Here is a 20,493-nt window from a genome sequence, read left to right as displayed (position 1 = left end):
CGGCCCGGCTCCTGCCGGGGCGGCTCGGGGGTCCGCGCCGGCTGCCGCCGGACCCGGTCAAAACCCTGAAGATTGAGGAAACGACGGCGATGGTTAAAAAACGATCCACCTTCCGCGGCCGGCCGGCGGCGAGGCGCGCGCCGCGTGCGGCGGCGCCTGCGCGATCGTGCGGCGGCGCACCAAAGACGGCTTATGGAGCGCGCCCGCCGCGTTTCAAGATGAAATAATTCGTTGCCGAATGTGTTCAGGCTTCGGCCGCCTTCATCGCCAGAAACAGCTCGCGGGACCGGCTCCGGCTCAGTTTTCCCGACGAGGTGACGGGCAAGGCATGGGCGCCGACGATTCGCACGGTCACGGGAACGCCGAACCGCAGCCGCAGCAGGTTCGCGACGTCGGTCGCGAGCTTTTCGCGGGTCTCCGGCGCGCTGGCGCGGCACTGCACCAGCGCCACCACGTCCTCGCCCTCGTCGGCGTCGACGGAGAACACGGCGACGTCGCCGCTGCGGACGCCGTCGAGCTCGCTCTCGACCGTCCACTCCATGTCCTGCGGCCAGACGTTGCGGCCGTTGACCAGCACGAGGTCCTTGGCGCGGCCGGTGATGACGATCTCGCCGTCGGCGAAGTAGCCGAGGTCGCCGGTGTCGAGCCAGCCGTCGCGGATCGCGGCCTCGGTCGCCTCCGGCTCGCGATAGTAGGCCGTCATCAGGCTCGGGCCCTTCGCGAACACCTGGCCGACCTGACGTTCGGGCAGCGCGGCGCCGGCGGCGTCGCGCACTTCGATCGCGTGGCCTTCGAGCGGGCGCCCGCACAGCACGAATTCGCGGGTGCGCGCCTCGGCCGTCGCGGGGGCCGCAGCCTCCCCGCTTTCCAGCCGGTCGAGGTCGACGGTCTCGGCGCGCATGCCGCGCCGGAGCGGCGCGAAGGAAAGCGCGAGCGTCGCCTCCGCCATGCCGTAGCTCGGCACGAAGCTCTCCATGCGGAAGCCGTGGGCGGCGAAACGGTCGGCGAAGCGGCGCAGCACGTTGGGCCGGATCATGTCGCCGCCGATGCCGGCCGCCCGCCAAGTCGAGATGTCGAGCGCGCCGAGGTCGAGCGTCGCCGCGCGCTGGACGCAGAGCTCGAACCCGAAGCTCGGGCTGTAGGAGATCGTGGCCTTGTTCCGCGCGATCAGCTCCAGCCACATCATCGGCCGCCGGGCGAAGTCGCGGGTCGAGAGGTAGTCGACCGAAAGCCCCGCCACGACGGGGGTGAGCATGAAACCGACCAGCCCCATGTCGTGGTAGAACGGCAGCCACGACACGCAGCGGTCCGCTGGCGTGGTCTCCAGCCCGTCGCGGCTGATCCCGGTCGCGTTCGCCATCAGCGCGCGGTGGGTGACCATGATGCCCTTGGGGAAGCGCGTGCTGCCCGACGAGAACTGCAGATAGGCGAGATCGTCCGGCGAGGGCGCGGGCAGGTCGGCTGGCGCCGCGGTCTCCGGAATGTCGGCGACGGTTCCGGAGAGCTTCAGCGGCAGGCCCGCGGCGGCCTCGGCGAGCCAGTCCTTCAGCGCGGCGGGCGCGAAGGCGGCCGCGGCGTCGGCGCATTCGATCATGCGGCGGATGTGGGCGAGATAGTTCTCCCGGCCGCCGAAGGCCATCGGCAGCGGCATCGGGGCGGGGATCAGCCGGGCGTAGCCGCAGGCGAAGAACAGCCGCACGAAGTCGGCCTCGGTCTCCGCGATCAGCGCGACGCGGTCGCCAGGGACGAGGCCCGCCCCGAGCAGGCGGGCGCCCAGCGCCCGCGCGTCCTCGCGCAGCCGCGCATAGGGCAGGCTCTCCAGCAGCGCGCCGCGCGCGGAGTAGAAGTCGAAGCCGCGGTCGCCGGCGGCGGCCGCGTCGAGCGCGTCGAGGATGGTCGTGTCCGCGGCGGCCCCGGGGGCGGAGGTCGTCGCGTCGGGGCTCAGGCGGTCGGTCATGTCAGGCGCATCGTCCGGATTTCAGGGGCGGAGGAGGCGTTCCGCGGCCGAGGCGCCGCCGATCGCGCGCACGGCCTCAGGGGCGGCCGCCGCCGTTTCGGCTTCCGTCGATCATTCCGCGGCCCGCCTGTCAACGCTCACGACCCGGCCCTCCGCCAGATGGACGACGTGATCGGCGGCGCGCGCCCAGGCCGGCTGGTGCGAGATCGCGAGCACGGTCAGCCCGGTGTCGCGCGCGAGCTCCACCACGTTGCGCACGATGTTGGCCTCGGTCTCGGGGTCGAGCGCGGTGGTGGCCTCGTCGAGAATCAGCAGCGTGGGCCGGTGGATGAGGGCGCGCGCGATGGCGATGCGCTGGCGCTGGCCGCCGGAGAGGCGGGCGCCGCGCTCGCCGACGACGGTCTTGAGACCCTCCGGCAGGCCGGCGACGAAGTCGCTCGCGCCGGCGGCCTCGAGCGCGCGCGCCACGTCCGCCGCGTCGAACTCGGGCTGGCCGAGCGTCACGTTGGCTTCGAGCGTGTCGTGGAACAGGATCAAGTCCTGCGGCACGTAGCCGGTCATCCGCCGCCAGGCGATGATGTCGAGGTCGCCGAGCGGCGTCTCGTCGATCAGCACCTCGCCGGACTGCGGCTCGTTCAGGCCGAGCAGCAGGTCGACCGTGGTGGTCTTGCCGGCGCCGGACCCGCCGGTGATCGTGGTGACGAGGCCCCGCGGAATCTCGAAGGTCGCGTTCGCGATCACCGGCCGCTCGGGATCGTAGCCGAACGTCACCCCCCGCATCGCCGCGCCGAGGTCGAAGGTCGGGCGCGCGCCGGAATGGGCGGTCTCGCGGGCCGCGCGCGCGACGTCGATCGCGTCCGCCACCGACACGAACCCGGCTTCGGCGATGCGCACGGCCTGAAGCCCCTGCTGGGCCTTGCCGATCGTGGCGACGGTGCGCGCGAGCAGCAGCGACATCACCAGCACTTCGCCCGCCGGCAGCTCCCAGACCACGAGGGCGAAATAGATGCCGACGGCGAGGCACAGGGCGAGGATCGGCTCCTGCAGCGCCTTGGTGGCGTGGCGCGCGAAGGACTGCTTGCGCTGCGCCCGGCGGATCACCTCCGCGTCCCGTTCGAACAGCGCCTGGAAGCGGGCGTGCCGTCCCATCGCCTTCATCGGCTTGATGCCGACGAGCAGGTCGGTCAGGCCGCCGATCATCCGCTTGAGGTGGCGGTTCTGCTTGCGGGCGGTGCGCTTCGCGACGATCACGAAGCGGTTCAGCGTCAGCACCATCACGAGCCCGACGCCGAGCGACAGCATTCCGAGCTTCCAGGACACCGCCATGACGATCGTGACGTAGGTCGCGACCTGAATCAGCTCGGCGGTGAGCAGGGCGGCCTGGTTGTAGGCCTCGCCGGCCTGATGCGACTCCGTCGAGAGCGCGTTGGCGAAGCGCCCGACCGGCTGGCGGACGTAGTAGGACCAGCGCGCCGCGAGCAGGGCGTCGATCAGGTCGAGACGCACCTTGACGGCGACGTCCGCGACGGCGCGCCCGACCTGGTGCATGGCGAACAGGACCAGCCCGGCCTTGAGCGCCATGCCGATCACCAGCACCAGAAGGAAGAAGCCGATCGTCGGCTCGACGCCGAGGCTCCGGACGAAGGCGAGCGCCTGCGCGGTCGATCCCGAGCCCGAGCCGCCGTCGCTGATCAGGGTGACGAGCGGCAGCAGGCTCGCGATGCCGAGCCCCTCGGCTATGCCCGCGAACACGAGGCAGACGAGCGTCACGACGGTGCGCCGCGCCGGGATGATCGAGGCGAGCCGCAGCATCGACCGCCAAAGGCGCCGGGTCGTCTTGCGCGAAGGGGCTGGCGAGGGCGAGGTGGTCGGCACGCGATCCATTCCGAACGGAGACCGTGACGCGAGGCGAAAGCCGCCGAGGGTCGAGCAGCGGGGTAGACCTTATCCGCGCCGGCCTCAAGCGGGCCTTTGCGCCGGGACCAGCGCGCGGGCCCGGCGCGCGGCCTCGTCGAGCTCCGCCGCGGCCCGTTCTCTTGCGGCGGGGCCGCCGTCGAGCAGGCCCTCGCTCCGGAGCCGCGCGGCGTAGCGGTCGAGGTCGCGGATGGAGGTGATCGTCCCGCGCGCGACCAACGCGTCGAAGGCGGCCTGAGTCGGGGGCGTGAGCCCTGCGAGCCGCCGCAGCAGGCTCACGCGGTTTTGCGCGGCGCTCGGCCGCTGCGGCAGCGGGTGCAACGCCACCGGCGCGCCGGTCATCGCGGCCTCGGCGGTCATCGCGGCGCTGTCGTCGGTCACGACGATCGCATCCGCCGCGGCGAGGAACGCCCGGTAGAGGTTCGGCTCCTCGCCGAAGACGGAGAGCCGCGTCGGCGCGGAGGCGGCCGCGAGCACGTCCCGGATCGCCGCTATGGCTTCGGGGCGCGTGCGCGGCGAGGTCGCGAGCAGCAGCGAGCCGCCCTCGCGCCCGACCCGGGCGAGAGCCGCGCGGGCAAGCGCCGTCGCCGCGTCAACGTCGAGAACGCGCGGAGGGCTGTCGCCGCCGACGATCGCGAGCAGCCGCGGCCGGGGCAGGGCGGCGACGTCGGGCGGAACCGCCGCCGCCTCGTCGCGCCAGGCGGAGAGAGGAAACGCGTTCTCCAGCACGTTCGGGCGCGGGGGCAGGCCGTATTGCGCGGTCGTCACCACGAGGTCGAACCAGGGCAGGGGCGCCCACGGACGCCCGATATGGACGAGGCGGGCGCGGCCGCCGGATTGCGCCCGGATCCAGAGCGCGGCGTGCGCCGACCAGCGTCCGGCCGCGACGACGAGGTCCGGCCAGGGCGGCGCGAGGCTCGCCCGCGAGGCCGCGTCGAGGGCCGCGATCGAGCCCTCCGGCCGCGCCGCCCGCTTCCGGAGATCGGAGAAGACGAGCGGCTTGGTCGCGAAGGGCAGGCCGGTCGCCTCGGCCAGCGCGAGGACCTGCCGGTTGTCGCCGGCGCGCCGGCCGGTGAGCGCCCAGAGCGCCGGCGCCGCCATGCCTGCTCCCGGCCTCAGGCCGCGCGGGACGCGGCCGCGCCGCCCTTGAACGTTCTCGCGGAGCCGGCCCCGGTCACGGCCAGGCTCCAGAGCCGGTCCGGCGCGCGGGCCGAGGCGAGTTCGAGCTGCAGCCGCCACCATTCCGGCGGCAGCGCCGCCGCGGTTCCGATGCGCGCCGGGTCGAGCTTCAGGCTGACGGCGAGGAAGCCGCCGCCCGCGTCGAACAGCGCGTCGAGCGCCCAGGCCACGTCCTCCTCGGGCAGGCCCGACAGGCCGCCGACGCACAGGACGCCGTCGGCGCGCCGGTTGGCGCCCGCGCGCAAGGTCTCGTCGAGCCGCGCCGCCGAGACGCTCGCGCCGCGGATGTCCGGCTGCGCGTCGCCCTCGGGCGAGACGACGAGGACGCTCGCCGCGCCGGCCGCCTGCGCGACCTTGCTTGCGTCCTGCGCCGCGCGGGCCGCGTCGGGGCCCGGCTCCTGTGCAAGCGTCGCGAGCGCCGCGGCGAAGCTCCGGCTCGGCCGCTCGCGGGTGAAGCCGTTGAAGCGCGCGGCGTTGGCGGAGCGTTCGAGCGCGAACCAGCACTCGCCTTCCGGGTGGTCCTCGTAGAACAGCTGGTCCGGGAACGGCCGCCACGGCTGGGTGCGCAGCGTGGTGAAGTGGAAGCACTTGGCCACGTCCGGGCCGTACTCGGTGTCGCGCGCGTTCCAGACGCCGGGCAGCTCGCCCCACAGGTCCTCGCGCGCGATGATGTCGAGGAAGTGCTTGCGCTTGAGCGGCGTGCGCGCCTCCTCGAGGCGCCAGTGCGGCGCCATGCGGGCGCAGTCGAGCAGCGAGACCGAGGTCTCATCCTTCTGCACGCAGAGGATGCCTGCGCCCTTCATGTCGAGGTCGAACATCTCGGCCGGGTCGGCGAGGTAGATCTGGTCGACGTCGTTGTAGATCCCGCGGCCCTGCTCGCCGGCGAGCGCGGGAATGGCGTAGCGGTAGTTGGTGAAGCCGGTTGTCCAGCCGTTGCGGTCGAAGCCCTTGAGGTCCTTCATCAGGTGGATCTCGTAGGCGCGGGCCGGGTCGCGGCGCTGCGCGACGGACCAGATGAACACGCGCTCGGCCCGCGCCTGCATCGGCTCGGTGCCGAGGAAGATGCGCACCGGCGGCTTCGGGCTCGGCGTCACGCCCGGCTCGGGATCGAGCCGCACCACCTCCGGCGCGTCGCGATGGCCGGCGGGACGCGGCTTGTCCTTCCGGAACCAGTATTTGGGATGGCGATGATACCAGCGCGTCTTGAACTTGACGCGCGTGTCGGTCGTCTTGGCCACGGCGGACTTTCGCTTTGCTGGAGCACTTCTAAACTGAAGCGGCTAGGTCGTTGGCGGGAACCTACGCCGCGGCCTCGGGCGAGGGCAAGACGGGAGCGTTCGCCTCCATTTCGCCGCGACGTCACGCCAAAAGGCTAAAAGTGTCGTGGCGCCGGTGTGGTCCGGCGTCGCCGCGGCCCGCGTCCGCACGGAGCAACACTCAGTTCGCGTATGAAGACCCTGATCGTAAGCGCCGCGAAGGCCGGCCACGTAAATCAATGCCTCGCCTTCTGCGAACGCGCGGGATGGAGCGCGGACCAGATCGTCCAGATCGTGTCGCCCGGCCGCATGACGCCGCCGCTCAAGCGCGTCGGGCTCAAGCTGATGCGCCGTATCGACACCTGGCGCGCCACGCCGGCGGCCCGCGAGGCGGGTCTGCTGCGCATCGTCGCCAGCGGCGCCGCCGCCGAGCGCGTCGTCGCGGCCTACCGCTCGCGCTACGGCGATGACCTGTTCGCCGCGTTCAGCGGCCGGCCGCTGTGGCGCGCGCCGATCTTCGACGTGGCGCTGGTGCCGCGGCATTCGCTGAAGCCCGGCGAGCAGGAAACCGGGTTCGGCCTTCCCGCGGCGCGGCGCTCGATTCTGCGGCGCGGCGTTCCCGCGCGGCGCGCGCCGGCTCCCTCGGCTGCGCCGCGGGGCGTCTTCGCCATGATCGGCGGCGTCAACAAGGCGTTCGAGATCGATCCGGACCGGATCGTAGGCCAGATCGAGCGCCTGTTGGAGAACGGGGCGCCGCCGCCGTTCACCGTCGCGTTCTCGCGGCGCACGCCTGAGCGCACGGAGAGCCGGCTGCGGGCGGCGCTGGGCGATCGGGTCGCGTTCGTGGACCGTCGCGACCGTTCGGGGTTCGAGACCGCGCTCGTCGGGGCGGAGGAATATGTCGTGACCCCCGATTCGCTGACGATGCTGTGCGAGGCCTGCGACACGGGCAAGCCGGTGCGCGTGTTCGATCTCGTCTGCTTCGACCCTGCGTCCACGACCGCGCGCTGCGTCCAGGATCTGATCGACGGCGGCGAGGTGGCGCTGGCGCCGGACGGCGAGCCGACGCCGCCGCCCGCCGGGCGTTTCGAGGTCTCGGGCGCCGCGGTCGAAATCTACAGGCAGTGGGAGGCGCAGCGGCTGCAGGCGGCCTGACGCGGGGTCACCCGAACAGGCGGCGCAGGAGCGAGCGCTTCTTCGGCTTCGCGCCGGTCCAGGCGGCTTCCTGCGCGCGGCGCTTGGCGACGTTGCGGGCGTCCGCCTCGGCGAGGTCCGGCCGGGCCTCGACGTCGCGCCGGAGCCGGGCGACTTCGGCCGCCTCGTCGGAGTCGTCGCCGCGGCCGAGAATGTCGAAGTGCTGCAGGTCGCGCGCCTCCGCGAGGCGGTCGAAGGCGGCCTCATAGGCCGCGCGGCGCTCCCCGACGCGCGCCAGCGCCTCCCGCAGCGCGTCGTAGCCGTCGACCATCGGCAGGTCGCCGCCGAGCGTCTCGAGCAGGCCTTCGCCCTTCCACGTCCGGCCGCGCAGCGCGACGAAGGGCGTGCGGGCGAGGCCGGAGAGATAAAGCCCGTGGTGCCGGCTCGACGCCACGGCGCGGGCGGCCCCAAGGGTCGCGACCGCGGTCGGCCAGACGTCGAGGCCGCCGCGCTCGCCATGGACCTGGAACAGCGCGACCGAGGGGCCGAGGTCGTCCGACCGCATCAGCCGCATCGAGGCCGCGCCCGCGCCGGGATCGTTCTTCGCGGTCCAGTCGGTGACGACCGTCTTGCCGGCGAGGTCGCTTCCCTCGCCCGCGAAGCCCGCCGCGACGACCGAATCGAAGGTCTGCACGCAGCGCACGCCGAGCGCGGCCATGTAGGCGGCGGACCGCGTCTCGCGCACGCTGAGGCGGTCGAAGGCGTCGAGCAGGGCGGGTTCGAGCGGCACCTCCTCCAGCAGGCAGTTGACGAGCAGGGTCGCCTTGCCGCGCCGCTTCGCGACATGGAGCGCCGCCACCAGCGCGAGGCCGGAGCCGTGATGGATCGTGCCCTCGCCGTTGACGACGACGGCCTCGACCGTCTCCAGCGCCGCCATGAAGCGCTCGTTCCGCTCCATGGCCGCGATGAGGTCCTCGAAGCGGTCGGCGCCGTCGATGCGGATCTCGTTGACGAAGAACCGCGCCGTCACGGCGTGGCCGAGGCGGCCCAGCATGCGGGCGTGCGCGTCCGACACCGCGCGGCAGCCCACATGGGCCTTGGTGGCGGTGTCGTTGCACAGCATGACCTTCATGCGCGGCGGTCTCCGTTTGCGGGCGGCCGCTCATAGCACGCCCCGCGTGACGCGTGGATCGCGCGCCGGCGCTCGCTTGTGCTCCCCACAACCGCCATGATATCGCGGCAGATGAGAGGCGGACCGGCAGGGCGACGATCCGCCGGGGCCGCAGAGCGGGCGCCGTACGGCCGAGGCCGCGCGTGCATCACGCCCGCGCCGGCGCCCTGGGCGCCCAGGTGAGGATGCCGCCATGACGACGACCGACAGCACGATACCGCCCGTCACCTTCATCATCGAATGGGAGAACGCCATCGATGTGGAGGACGAGTGGGCCAAGAAGGCCATGTCCTCGTTCCAGAACGAGCTCGAGACCAACCAGCACCGAATGGCCGCCAAGCCGCGGATCATGTACCTCTACGACGACGGCGCGGTTCAGGCCTCGACCATCCAGGGCGTGATCGACGAGGTCGCCCCGAAGCTCAAGGACCTCGCGACGCTCGAGATCGTGCCGGCGCCGGGCATGACCTACTACAAGCTCAAGAATTTCGGCGTCTCGCGCACCGACACCGAGCTCGTCGTCATGCTCGACAGCGACGCCGGCCCGCAGCCGGGCTGGCTCGAGAACCTGCTGAAGCCGTTCGCCGATCCGGAGATCATGGCGGTCGGGGGCTTCACCGTGCTCGGCCACGAGGACCTGCTGTCCAAGACCATGGCGCTGAGCTGGATCTTCAACCTGCCGAGCGAGCGGACGAAGACCGAGAAGCGCAAGAAGATCCACGCCAACAACTGCGCCTTCCGCACCGAGTTCTTCCGCCGCAATCCGTTCCCGGACCTGCCCGGTGCGTTCAAGAAGCAGTGCGGCTTCTGGCTCAGGGACATCGAGGCGCGCGGCTACAAATATGTCCGCACCGCCGACGCCATGACGGTGCACGCGCCGCATCCCGGCTACAAGTTCCTGGCCTGGCGCGCCTGGACCACCGGCATGGACCGCGACTTCCAGGCGTTCCACACCGTCACCCAGTCCCGCCTCGGCCGGCTCGGCTACAGCTTCAAGTTCTTCGCGAGCAAGCTGTCGCGCTCGTGGAGCCGCATCCTGTCCAAGGGCGACGAGGTCGACCTGCCGGTGTGGCAGCGTCCGATCGCGATGGCGCTGTCCTTCGCCTACTTCTTCACCGCGCTGCTGGGCGAGCTTTCGAGCGCCGCGACCCGCAGCTTCGGCCCGCTGCCGAAGACCGGCAACAACGAGCCCCCGCGCGCGATCGCCCACGGCCACGGCTGAGGGCGGCGGAGACCGCAGCGCCGCCGACGCCGCTGGATTTTGAGGAAGGCGGCCCACTCTAGGCCGCCTTTTTCTTTCGTCGCCTTCGGACGTCACGACCGATGCGAGGCTCCAAACGCGAGGCTTGAGCGGCCCGCCCTCAGAACCCGCGCTTCACCCAGCGGTCGGTCATGGCGACGCCATGGTCGAGGTCCGCGGGGAAGTCGAGTTCGCCCCAGTCGAGTCCTTGGATCGAGCGCACGCCCACATTGCCGTGGTAGCGCGCGATGCCGTCGATCGCCGACAGGTACCAGCGCTTCAGGCCGTCCTCGTTGCGCAGCAGGCGCTCGATCTCGGCCACGAAAGAGCGTCCGCCTTCGCGGGTGAAGCGCAGGAAGCCGATCGACTCGCCCGTCACCATGTCGAGCGGCAGCGTCTTGCCGATCGCGAGCAGACGGTCGCCGTCGGCGCGCACCTTCATGTCGTCGGTGTCGTAGTCGTCCTTGACGTCGATCGTGACCGTGATCGGCGCCGTCGCCGGGCTTTCGAGCACGCGGGCGGCGATCTCGGGCGCGATCAGCGTGTCGCCGTTCAGGATCATGAACTCGTCGGCCATCTCGTGGCGGGCGATCCAGCAGCTCGCGAGGTTGTCGGCGAGCTCGAAAAACGGGTTGTGCGTGGTTCTCAGCCGTGCGCCGGGCAGGTCGATCTCGTCCAGCGCGGCGGCGACCTTGTCGGCCTCGAAGCCGGTCACGACGACGACGTCCATCACGCCCGCCGCATGCAGCGCGCGCACCTGCCATTCGAGCAGGCTGCGCCCCGAGAACGGGATCAGGCACTTGGGCGTCTCGGCGGTCAGCGGCAGCAGCCGCCGCCCCTGTCCCGCGCTCAGGATGATGGCTTTCACGCGCCGTCCCTTTCGACGATTTCGGTCTTCTCGATCGCGATCCCGAAGCCGGCGAGGCCGACGAACTGGCGCTCGTGGCCGGCGAGCAGCGAGATCTTGCGGACGCCGAGGTCGCGCAGGATCTGCGCGCCGACGCCGATCTCCCGCCACCGCGCCTGGCGCTGGCGGGCGGACAGGTGCTTCTCGCCCGACGGGTCGGCGGCCGCGGCGTCCGATCCGGCCTGGACGTCGGCGGCGTCGCGCAGCACGGCCGGGTCGCGGATCAGCACGAACACGCCGCGCCGCGTCTCGCTGAAGCGCGCCAGCGCGTTGTCGAGCCAGCCCTTGGAGGTGGCCGGGCCGCGCAGCAGGTCCGAGAGCAGGTGTTCGCGGTGGATGCGGCAGGGCGCCGGCGCCTCGCCCTTCACGTCGCCGACGGTGATGGCGAGATGCTGGGTCTGCTCGAACGGCGTCTCGTAGATCGAGACCACGGCGTCGAGGCCGTTGATGCGGCGCTCGAAGCTGTCGACGCGGCGCACGAAGGTCTCGCGCCGCGAGCGGTGGTCGATCAGGTCCTCGATCGAGATGATCTTCAGCCCGTGCTCGCGCGCGAACGGAACGAGCTCCGGCAGGCGCTTGACCGTGCCGTCGTCGTTCACGATCTCGGCCAGCACGCCGACGCCGGGAAGGCCGGCGAGGACCGCGAGGTCGACGCCCGCCTCGGTGTGGCCGGAGCGGGTCAGCACGCCGCCCTCGCGCGCGATCAGCGGGAACACGTGGCCCGGCCGCAGGAAGTCGCCGCCGACCGCGTTGTCGCTGGCGAGGCCGCGCACCGTGTTGGCGCGCTCCTCGGCCGAGATGCCGGTGGTCAGCCCGATCTTGTAGTCGACCGACACCGTGAAGGCGGTGCGCATCGGGTCGCGGTTGTTCGCGACCATGGGGGCGAGGTTGAGCTCGTCCGCCCGGTCGGCCGACATCGGCGCGCAGATGATGCCGCTCGTGTGCCGGATCATGAAGGCGAGCTTTTCCGGGGTCGCCTTGGAGGCGGCCATGATCAGGTCGCCCTCGTTCTCCCGGTCGGTGTCGTCCACGACGACCACGAGCTCGCCGGCGGCGATGGCCGCGATCGCGTCGTCGATGCTGTCGAGTTCCATTCCGTCACGCCCTGCTGCGGCACATGCGCCGGCCGCGCCCGCGCGGGGGTCGAATGCACCTTGGGCGGCGAGCGGGTCAAGCCCGGGGCGTCAGCTCACGCAGCTTTCGAGCGCCGAACGCAGCGTCCCGCTGTCGAACGGCTTGGTCACGACCCGCACCGGGCCGCCGTCCACGAGCTCGGGCCGCGGGGTGAAATCGCCGAGGCCGGTGGAGAACACGATCGGCACGCCGGGGCGCTCCCGGCGGAACCAGTCGGCCAGGTCCTCGCCGTCCATGTCGGGGAGGCCAAGGTCGGAGAGGATCAGGTCGACGCGCGGCCCGTCGCGGAACAGGCGCTGGGCGTCGGCCGCGGTGCGGGCCTCGCTGACGCCGTAGCCGAAGCTGCCGAGCAGGTCGACGAGGCTCATGGCGATCAGCGGCTCGTCCTCGACCAGCAGCACCCGCCGGGGCGCGGCGGGCTCCGCGGGGCCGGCCGGCGGCGGGGATTCATCGAGCAGCCGGCGCAGTCGCAGCGAAAGCTCCTCCTTGCGGTAGGGCTTCTCGATCAGCTGCACGTCGGCGTCGATCCGGCCCTGATGGACGATGACGTCCTCGGCGTAGCCGGACATGAACAGCACCTTCAGCCGCGGCCGGGCGACGCGGGCGGCGCGGGCGAGTTCGGGCGGGCTCGGGCTGCCGGGCATCACCACGTCGGATAGCAGGGCGTCGAACGGCGCGGCGTGTTCGAGCAGGGCCGCCGCCTCGACGGTGGTGGCCGCGGTCGCGACCTCGTAGCCGAGCGCAAGCAGGAGGTCGCCGACCGCGCGGCGCACCGCGGCGTCGTCCTCGACCACCAGAATGCGCTCGCCCCGGCCCCGGACGTCGAACGGCGCCGGCTCCTCAGGCTCGACCGGCCGCGTGTCGCTGCCCGGCAGCGACAGCCTCACCATCGTGCCGGCGCCGACCGCGCTCTCGATGTCCATGCGGCCGTGCGATTGTTCGATGAAGCCCTGCACCTGCGGCAGGCCGAGCCCGGTCCCGCGGCCTTCCGGCTTAGTCGAGAAGAAGGGCTCGAACACACGCCCCAGCACCGCCGGCGCCATGCCGTGGCCGGAGTCGGTGACCGACAGATCGATCCAGCGCGCCGCGGGATCGTCGGGGTCGAGCCGGTTGCGGACCGCGATGGTGAGCTTGCCGCCCTCCGGCATGGCGTCCCGGGCGTTAATCGCGAGGTTCAGCACCGCGTTCTCGAGCTGGGTCGGATCGACCAGCGCGGTCCAGGCCGGCTCGTCGCCGGCGATCTCCACCTCGACGGTTTCGCCGAGCGTGCGCTGGAGCAGCTCGGACATGGCGGCGACGAGCGCGTAGACCGCGACCGATTTGGGCGCGAGCGGCTGCCGGCGCGAGAAGGCGAGCAGCTGGCGCGTCAGCTTGGCGCCGCGGGCGGCGCCCTCCATCGCGCCGCGCAGTCTGGCGTCGACGGTCGGCGGCAGGCCGGACGCGCCGGAGGCCGCGAGTTCGAGCGCGAGCAGGTCCAGATTGCCCTTCACCACCTGCAGCAGATTGTTGAAGTCGTGCGCGACGCCGCCGGTGAGCTGGCCGATCACCTCCATCTTCTGGGCCTGGCGCAACTGCTGCTCGGCGCGGCGGCTCTCCGTCAGGTCGCGCGCGGCGCCGACCACGCGGGTCGGAAGGCCTGCGATCGTCACCGGCGTCAGCGTCACCTCGAACACGCGCTCGCCGTCGGGAAGCGTCAAAGTCTCCTCGTAGCGCAGGGGCTTTCCGGATGAGAGGCATCCGGCGATCTGCGCGGTGAGGCGTTCGGCGGCCTCGCCGGGCATGACGTCGCCGAGCGCCATGCCGCGCACGTCGCGACCGCGCAGCGGCAGCGCGCGCATGACGACGCGGTTGAGCGTCTCGACCGTGATGCCGCCGTCGGGCCCGATCGAGACCACGAACACGCCGTCCGGCGTGTTGTCGATGTAGGCGGCGTAGACGGCGTCCACGCCGCGCCGGGCGGCGTCGACGTCGCGCCGCTCCTCGAGCGTCGCCGCAAGCTGCAGGTCGGCGTCGCGAAGCCGCGCGTTCGCTTCGTCAAGCTCCCGCCGCAGCCGCTCGATCTCGGCGCGATCGGACGACGTTTCGGACAGCCCCAATGACACCAGCGACGTCACCCTGCTCATCGACCCGGCGGCCCTCCGCGGCGTGATCCCCCGCAGACGCTGGCCGCGACCGTAGCACAAAATCTGGCGGGGAAAGGGGGCGGGGACGCGCGCGTCGGCGCGAAGCGGGCCCCTCCGGCGTCGGCGCGCCGGCCCCGGCGGTCACGCTTTCGCGAGTTCGGAGTGCGACTTCAGCGCCTTCGCGCCGTCGTCCTGAACCACGAGATAGGCGGGATTGTCGTCGGTCGCCCTGCGGGTGATCTTCGCGCCCTTGATGGTGCGCTGAACCCGCTTCCGGAACACGTCGGTCACCTTGCCCGTCGCCTCGCCCTGGCCCCAGGACCACGACACCTTGGCGCCGACCGCGTAAGCCTTCGTCATCGCTTGCTTCTCCCACAGGCCTTCGCGACGCTCAACGCGGCCGCCGCGCCCGCGTTCCCGAGAGGTCTTCTGGCGATCGCGCGCGGGCTCTATGGTGGGGGCGGCGACATCACCCTATGGAGCGACATGGCCTCCCAATCCACGATCGACCTGCTCGGGCGGCTGCTCGCCTTCGACACCACGAGCCGCAACTCGAACCTCGCGCTGATCGCGGAGGTCGAGGCCTATCTCGACGGGCTCGGCGTGCCGCACGAGCGCGTGACCGACGTCTGCGGGGAGAAGGCGAACCTCTACGCCACGATCGGCCCCGCCGACCGGCCAGGGATCGTGCTGTCCGGCCACACCGACGTGGTGCCGGTCGACGGCCAGACCTGGTCGAGCGATCCGTTCGCGCTCCTGCGTCGCGACGGGCGGATTTACGGCCGCGGCGCCTGCGACATGAAGGGCTTTCTCGCGGTCTGCCTCGCGCTCGCGCCCGAAATGGTGAAGGCCGACCTGAAGATCCCGATCCACTTCGCGTTCTCCTACGACGAGGAGGTCGGCTGCCTCGGCGTGCGCGGGCTGCTGGAGGCGCTGGCGGCGCGGCCGGTGAAGCCGCTCGGCTGCATCGTGGGCGAGCCGACCGACATGCAGGTGGTCATCGGCCACAAGGCCAAGCGCTCGCTCGCCGCCGTCGCGCGGGGCGCGGGCGGGCACTCGTCGCGGGCGCCGGAGTTCGTCAACGCGGTGGAGCACGCCGCGCGGCTGGTGACGGCCGTGACGGAGATCGGCGCGCGGCTCGCCGCCTCCGGCGGCCGCGACGAGCTCTACGACGTGCCGTTCAGCACCGCCCATGTCGGCGTGTTCCACGGCGGCACCGCGCTCAACATCGTGCCCGACGAGGCGACGCTTGAGTTCGAGTTCCGCGTGCTGCCGGAGGAGGACGCCGAAGCGCTGGTCGCGGAGGCGCGCGGCGTCGCGGCCGGGATCGAGGCGGAGATGAAGGCGCGCGATCCCCGGACTTCGCTCGAGGTCCGGATCAAGTCGGAGTTTCCGGGGCTTTCGACGGACCCGTCCGCCGACATCGTGACGCTCGCGAAGCGGCTCGCCGGCCGCAACGACCACGCCAAGGTCGCCTACGGCACCGAAGCCGGCCTGTTCGTGGAGATGGCGGGAATCCCGACCGTGATCTGCGGTCCGGGCTCGATCGGCGAGGCGCACAAGCCGGACGAGTTCGTGACCGAGGCGCAGCTCGCCGCCTGCGAGGCCTTCGTCCGCCGGCTGATCGCGCACTGCTCGGCGTAAGGCGCGCTCGTCAGCCCGAGGCCGGTCCGCGACCGGCGACCGCGGCGTCCCATCCCGCCATGGCGACGTCGGCGATGCGTTCGAGGTCGGCGGGCGAGGCCCCGTCCCGCGCCTGAATCGACATGCCCTGCTGCACCGCGACGTAGAAGGCCGCGATCGCCTCCGGGTCGGCGTCGGCCGGGATCTCGCCGTCCTGCTGTCCGCGGCGCAGGCGCTCGGCCAGCCGCGCGCGCCCGGCGGCGCGCCGCTCCCGCAAGTCGCGGCAGGTCGCCTCGCTCGCGCCGACGGCGTTGACCGCCGAGAAGGTGACCATGCAGCCGGCCGGATAGCCCTCGGTCGCCAGGGAGGCGGCGCTTTGGCGCAGGAACGCCGACATCGCTTCGCGCGCCGTCGCCGCCGTGTTGATCGCGGCCGCGAGGGGCGCGCCCTCCGTGCGCTCGAAAAGGCCGACCGCCTCTCCAAAGAGGGCGTCCTTCGAGCCGAAAGCGGCGTAGAGGCTCGGCGCGGCGATGCCCATCGCCGCGGTCAGGTCGGCGATCGACGTCGCCTCATAGCCTTTCGTCCAGAATTCCCGCATCGCCGCCGCGAGCGCCGTGTCGCGGTCGAAGCTGCGCGGGCGTCCTCGCTCCGCCATGGGTCGAGACCGGCTCCTTTTGTTACGATCGATATATAATTGTCTTGACGCCCTGCGGCAACGCTCATATTTCCGTATCGATCGATCCATAAATGGAGGCGGCGATGTCCGCGCAGGTTCAGAACGGCCGGCTCGCCGGCAAGAAGGCCCTTGTCACCGGCGCCAGCCGCGGCATCGGCGCCGCGATCGCGAAGCGCCTCGCCGCCGAAGGCGCGGACGTCGTCATCACCTATGAGCGCTCGGCCGAGAAGGCGGAGGCGATCGCCGCGGAGATCCGGGGGCTCGGCCGCAAGGGCGTCGCGATCCAGGCCGACGCCGCGGACCCCGCGGCCACGCAGGCCGCGGTCGAAACGACGGTCGCCGAGCTCGGCGGGCTCGACATCCTCGTCAACAACGCCGGCATCGCGCGCGGCGGCCTGATCGGCGACATGACGCTCGAGGACATCCGGGCGACCCTCGACGTCAACCTGCTCTCGGCGATCGTCGCGTCGCAGGCGGCGGCCAAGCATCTGCCGGACGGCGGCCGGATCATCTCGATCGGCTCCTGCCTTGGCGAGCAGGTCGGTTCCGCCGGCATCGCGGTCTATTCCGCCAGCAAGGCCGCTCTGGTCGGCTTGACCAAGGGCCTCGCCCGCGATCTCGGGCCGCGCCGGATCACGGTCAACGTGGTGCAGCCCGGCCCCGTCAACACGGACATGAATCCGCAGGATGGCGATCAGGCCCCCGCGATGCTTTCCGGCATGGCGATCAAGGAGTACGGCCAGCCCGACGACATAGCCGGCGCGGTGGCCTGGCTCGCGAGCGCCGAAGGGCGGTACGTGACCGGAGCGCGCATCACGCTCGACGGCGGCGTGAACGCCTGAGCGCGGTCCCCCGGAACGCGATCGGCCCGGGCGGCGTCTCGCCGTCCGGGCCGATCGGAGCGCAAGCGGGGCGGCGTCAGTACCCGAGGGCGGCCTCGAGCGGGCCTTTGGGCAGCGGCACCAGGAACCAGACCTCGAACATCAGGAAGCTGATGAACGAGACGCCGAAGGCGACGGCCAGCGCCTTCCAGATCGGAAACCGCCCGACGAAGATCATGAAAGCGGCGATGTAGATCGCCGACGACACGTAGATCCCGATCCAGCTGATCGCGAACACGAACACGACCGCCGGCACGAAAATCGCGCACATGCGCAGGAAGCCGGGCACGCTGGTCATGGTGCGAGCCTCCTCGCCCTCGGGCTTCGGCAGCGCGCGGGCGAGGTTGACGAGGCTCGCGATCCCCATCACGACGGCGATGTAGAACGGGAAATAGCCGGGCGCCGGTCCCTCGTTCGGCAGCCACGCGAAGCCGAGGCGGTGGCTGTCGACGATGACGATGGCGCTCGTGAGCAGGAACAGCAGCGCGACGCCGATGTCGGCGGCCCGCATGCTTACAAGCGGCTTTTCGGCCTCAACGTCGTGGATCTGGTCCGGATCGATCGCGCTCATCTGTGACTTCCGCCCCCTGTCTTCGTCCGTTGCGCCCCCCGCCCGCGCGGCGAGGGGCCGTTCTCCATCGCTGGCGTCAGCGCGCCGCCGCCACGAAGCCGGCGCCGGTCATCAGCTCGCGATGCCGGGCTTCGGCGCTGGTCAGCCACGCCTCGTACTCGGCGCCGGTCATGGTGGTCTGGTTGAAGGCGCCCTTCTCCATGAACTCCTTCCACTCCGCCGTCTCCATCACCTTCTTCAGCACGCCCTCGTAGTAGGCGACCTGCTCCGGGGTGGCGTTCTTGGTGGTGAAGATGCCGCGGAGCATCTGGTACTCGATCGGCAGGCCGGACTCCGTGCAGGTCGGAACGTCCGACCACGACTGCGACTCCGTCACCTTGTTGGTGTAGGTCGAGCGCGCCTTGTCGAAGATGCAGAGCGGGCGGAGCTGCCCGCCGCGCCACTGGGCCACCGCCTCGATCGGATTGTTGACCGACGAGTTGACGTGGCCGCCCACGAGCTGGACCGCGACCTTGCCGCCGCCGTCGTAGGGCACGTAGGTGAACTTCTTGCCGCCGGTCTCCTTCTCGATCGCGACGGTGATGATCTGGTCTTCCTGCTTGGACCCGGTGCCGCCCATCTTGAACGCCCGGTCGTCGCCGGCCTTCACGGCGTCGATGTAGTCCTTGGCGGTCTTGTAGGGCTCGTTTGCGTTCACCCACAGGATGAACTGGTCGAGCGCCATCATCTTCACCGGCTTCATGTCCTTCCAGTTGAAGGGCGTGCCGGTGCCGAGCGGGGTGGTGAACAGGTTCGACAGCGTGATGATGATCTTGTGCGGGTCCGCCGCGCTGCCCTTCATTTCGAGGAAGCCTTCGGCGCCCGCGCCGCCGCCCTTGTTCACCACGATCAGCGGCTTCGACATCAGTTCGTGCTTCTGGATCACGCCCTGAATGAAGCGCGCCATCTGGTCCGCGCCGCCGCCGGTGCCGGCGGGGATGATGAGCGTGACCGGCTTCGTCGGCTCCCAGGCCAGCGCGGGGGCGGCGAGCGCCGCGAGGCCCGCGGCGAGGCCGAGACGCGCGGCGACCGTCTTCAACGTCTTCATGCGCATGACGTCCATCTCCCTTAACGAGCCGCTCTGACGCGGCTTCTTGGATTGAGGAGGCCCCGGCGGCTCAGGCCGCCGACGCCGTCCGGCCGGATTTTCCGAAGCGCGCCATCAGGCCCGAGACCAGCGGCCAGAAGGCGAGGATGACGCCGAGCGTCATGATCGAGCCCGACAGCCAGTTGGACCAGAACACCGTCACGTCGCCCTGGCTCACAAGCATCGCCTGACGGAACGAGCTCTCGGCCTGGTCGCCCAGCACGAGCGCGAGGACGAGCGGCGGCAGCGGGTAGCCGAGCTTGGTGAAAAGATACCCCATGACGCCGAAGACGAGCATCATCCACACGTCGAACATGGCGTTGTTCACGGTGTAGGCGCCGATCGCGCAGATCACGACGATGACCGGCGCGATGATCGAGAACGGCACCCGCAGGATCGCGGCGAACAGCGGCACGCAGGTCAGCACCATGATCAGGCCGACGACGTTGCCGAGATACATCGAGGCGATCAGGCCCCAGACGAAATCCTTCTGCTCGACGAACAGCAGCGGTCCGGGCTGGAGGCCCCAGATCAGCAGGCCGCCCAGCAGCACGGCCGCGGTGGGCGAGCCGGGAATGCCGAGGGTCAGCATCGGCAGCAGCGCGGCGGTGCCGGCGGCGTGGGCCGCGGTCTCCGGCGCCACCACGCCCTCGAGCTCGCCCTTGCCGAAATTATTGCCGTTCTTGGAGAACCGCTTGGCGAGGCCGTAGCCCATGAAGGAGGCCGGCGTCGCGCCGCCCGGGGTGATGCCCATCCAGCAGCCGACGATGCAGCTGCGCAGGAAGGTGAAGAACATCTTCGGAAGCTGGCGCCAGGTGCGGATGACCGCGTCCATCTTCAGCTTGGCGTCGGCGCCGGAGAACTTCAGCCCGTCCTCCATCGAGGTCAGGATCTCGCCAATGCCGAACAGGCCGATGACCGCGACGAGGAACTTGAAGCCGTTCAGCAGCTCGTCGTGCCCGAAGGTCATGCGCAGCGAACCGGTGACGCCGTCGAGGCCGACGCAGGCGAGCGCGAAGCCGAGGCACATCGAGGCGAGCGTCTTGGCCGGAGAGCCGCGTCCCATGCCGATGAAGCTTGCGAAGGTGAGGAACTGAACCGCGAAGAATTCGGCTGGCCCGAAGCGCAGCGCGAACTTGGCGACCACAGGCGCGAGGAAGGTGATGAGCGCGACGGCGAAGATCGCGCCGACGAAGGAGGAGGTGAAAGCCGCGACCAACGCCTCGTCGGCGCGGCCGCGCTGGGCCATGGGATGGCCGTCGAACGTCGTCGCGACCGACCAGGGCTCGCCCGGGATATTGAACAGGATGGCGGTGATCGCCCCGCCGAACAGCGCCCCCCAGTAGATGCTGGTAAGCATGATGATCGCCGAGGTCGGCTCCATCGAGAACGTCAGCGGCAGCAGGATCGCGACGCCGTTCGCGCCGCCGAGGCCTGGAAGCACGCCGATGACGACCCCGAGCGTGATGCCCAGGATCATCAACGCCACATTGTACCACGTAAACGCGACGGCGAAGCCGCCGGCGAGAGCGTAGAGCTCGTCCATGCATATCCTCCCCGAGCGATCGGCGGTCGAGCCTCGAAAGCTTCGTTTCGCCAGT

At 71.2% G+C, this 20,493-nt stretch carries 17 protein-coding genes; 4 read left to right on the top strand and 13 right to left on the bottom strand.

The window, feature by feature from the left end:
- Nucleotides 1-244: 244 nt before the first annotated feature.
- The 4 genes from PKE78_RS10270 to PKE78_RS10255 form a co-directional block, all read right to left on the bottom strand.
- On the bottom strand, nucleotides 245-1,957 hold the full coding sequence (locus PKE78_RS10270) for a fatty acyl-AMP ligase (RefSeq protein WP_271200775.1): 1,713 nt from the start codon (nucleotides 1,955-1,957) through the stop codon (nucleotides 245-247).
- 111 nt (nucleotides 1,958-2,068) lie between these two features.
- Nucleotides 2,069-3,832, bottom strand: a complete 1,764-nt coding sequence (locus PKE78_RS10265) for an ABC transporter ATP-binding protein (protein ID WP_271200774.1) — start codon at nucleotides 3,830-3,832, stop codon at nucleotides 2,069-2,071.
- A gap of 84 nt (nucleotides 3,833-3,916) precedes the next feature.
- On the bottom strand, nucleotides 3,917-4,972 hold the full coding sequence (locus tag PKE78_RS10260; protein WP_271200773.1) for an ELM1/GtrOC1 family putative glycosyltransferase: 1,056 nt from the start codon (nucleotides 4,970-4,972) through the stop codon (nucleotides 3,917-3,919).
- Between the two features lie 14 nt (nucleotides 4,973-4,986).
- Entirely contained in the window at nucleotides 4,987-6,288 is a 1,302-nt protein-coding gene (locus tag PKE78_RS10255; RefSeq protein WP_271200772.1) for a hypothetical protein, read from the bottom strand.
- 210 nt (nucleotides 6,289-6,498) lie between these two features.
- On the opposite strand from PKE78_RS10255, the gene PKE78_RS10250 reads away from it, so the two are divergent.
- On the top strand, nucleotides 6,499-7,461 hold the full coding sequence (locus tag PKE78_RS10250) for an ELM1/GtrOC1 family putative glycosyltransferase (RefSeq protein WP_271200771.1): 963 nt from the start codon (nucleotides 6,499-6,501) through the stop codon (nucleotides 7,459-7,461).
- A 7-nt stretch (nucleotides 7,462-7,468) separates the two neighbouring features.
- Here the strand turns inward: PKE78_RS10250 and PKE78_RS10245 are convergent, their stop codons facing one another.
- Nucleotides 7,469-8,572: a polysaccharide pyruvyl transferase family protein gene (locus PKE78_RS10245; RefSeq protein WP_271200770.1), complete on the bottom strand. Its 1,104-nt coding sequence runs from the start codon at nucleotides 8,570-8,572 to the stop codon at nucleotides 7,469-7,471.
- Nucleotides 8,573-8,804: 232 nt separating this feature from the next.
- On the opposite strand from PKE78_RS10245, the gene PKE78_RS10240 reads away from it, so the two are divergent.
- Nucleotides 8,805-9,833 carry a glycosyltransferase gene (locus PKE78_RS10240; RefSeq protein ID WP_271200769.1) on the top strand — a complete coding sequence of 343 codons (1,029 nt, stop codon included), beginning with the start codon at nucleotides 8,805-8,807 and terminating at the stop codon, nucleotides 9,831-9,833.
- A 139-nt stretch (nucleotides 9,834-9,972) separates the two neighbouring features.
- On the opposite strand, the gene PKE78_RS10235 is transcribed toward PKE78_RS10240, so the two are convergent.
- The 4 genes from PKE78_RS10235 to PKE78_RS10220 all read right to left on the bottom strand — a co-directional run bounded on the left by PKE78_RS10235 (nucleotide 9,973) and on the right by PKE78_RS10220 (nucleotide 14,375).
- Nucleotides 9,973-10,719: a phosphocholine cytidylyltransferase family protein gene (locus tag PKE78_RS10235; protein ID WP_271200768.1), complete on the bottom strand. Its 747-nt coding sequence runs from the start codon at nucleotides 10,717-10,719 to the stop codon at nucleotides 9,973-9,975.
- Nucleotides 10,716-11,852 (bottom strand): 3,4-dihydroxy-2-butanone-4-phosphate synthase, encoded by a 1,137-nt coding sequence (gene ribB, locus PKE78_RS10230; RefSeq protein ID WP_271200767.1) that lies wholly within the window; start codon nucleotides 11,850-11,852, stop codon nucleotides 10,716-10,718. Before ribB ends, PKE78_RS10235 begins: the two co-directional genes overlap by 4 nt.
- A 90-nt stretch (nucleotides 11,853-11,942) precedes the next feature.
- Nucleotides 11,943-14,015, bottom strand: a complete 2,073-nt coding sequence (locus PKE78_RS10225) for a hybrid sensor histidine kinase/response regulator (protein ID WP_271200766.1) — start codon at nucleotides 14,013-14,015, stop codon at nucleotides 11,943-11,945.
- Nucleotides 14,016-14,156: 141 nt separating this feature from the next.
- A complete protein-coding gene (locus PKE78_RS10220) occupies nucleotides 14,157-14,375 on the bottom strand; it encodes a hypervirulence associated TUDOR domain-containing protein (protein ID WP_271200765.1) in 219 nt (72 codons plus the stop codon).
- Between the two features lie 126 nt (nucleotides 14,376-14,501).
- Between PKE78_RS10220 and argE the strand changes: the two genes are divergently transcribed.
- Entirely contained in the window at nucleotides 14,502-15,659 is a 1,158-nt protein-coding gene (gene argE, locus PKE78_RS10215; RefSeq protein ID WP_271200975.1) for an acetylornithine deacetylase, read from the top strand.
- Nucleotides 15,660-15,669: 10 nt separating this feature from the next.
- Here argE and PKE78_RS10210 read toward each other — a convergent pair whose 3' ends face one another.
- Nucleotides 15,670-16,293 (bottom strand): TetR/AcrR family transcriptional regulator, encoded by a 624-nt coding sequence (locus PKE78_RS10210; protein ID WP_271200764.1) that lies wholly within the window; start codon nucleotides 16,291-16,293, stop codon nucleotides 15,670-15,672.
- A gap of 104 nt (nucleotides 16,294-16,397) precedes the next feature.
- On the opposite strand from PKE78_RS10210, the gene PKE78_RS10205 reads away from it, so the two are divergent.
- A complete protein-coding gene (locus PKE78_RS10205; protein ID WP_271200763.1) occupies nucleotides 16,398-17,156 on the top strand; it encodes an SDR family oxidoreductase in 759 nt (252 codons plus the stop codon).
- 76 nt (nucleotides 17,157-17,232) lie between these two features.
- On the opposite strand, the gene PKE78_RS10200 is transcribed toward PKE78_RS10205, so the two are convergent.
- The 3 genes from PKE78_RS10200 to PKE78_RS10190 form a co-directional block, all read right to left on the bottom strand.
- Nucleotides 17,233-17,766 carry a tripartite tricarboxylate transporter TctB family protein gene (locus PKE78_RS10200; protein ID WP_271200762.1) on the bottom strand — a complete coding sequence of 178 codons (534 nt, stop codon included), beginning with the start codon at nucleotides 17,764-17,766 and terminating at the stop codon, nucleotides 17,233-17,235.
- A 76-nt stretch (nucleotides 17,767-17,842) separates the two neighbouring features.
- Complete coding sequence (locus PKE78_RS10195) at nucleotides 17,843-18,853, bottom strand: Bug family tripartite tricarboxylate transporter substrate binding protein (RefSeq protein ID WP_271200761.1); 1,011 nt, start codon at nucleotides 18,851-18,853, stop codon at nucleotides 17,843-17,845.
- 70 nt (nucleotides 18,854-18,923) lie between these two features.
- The gene (locus PKE78_RS10190; RefSeq protein ID WP_271200760.1) at nucleotides 18,924-20,438 is read right to left on the bottom strand and encodes a tripartite tricarboxylate transporter permease; all 1,515 of its coding nucleotides are present in this window, start codon (nucleotides 20,436-20,438) and stop codon (nucleotides 18,924-18,926) included.
- Nucleotides 20,439-20,493: the final 55 nt, after the last annotated feature.

Origin of the sequence: Methylopila turkensis (genome assembly GCF_027922325.1) — a bacterium.
GTDB classification, from domain to species: Bacteria; Pseudomonadota; Alphaproteobacteria; order Rhizobiales; family Methylopilaceae; genus Methylopila; species Methylopila turkensis.
Note: the sequence above shows the minus strand (reverse complement) of the source record. Positions and strands in the feature narration are given on the sequence as shown.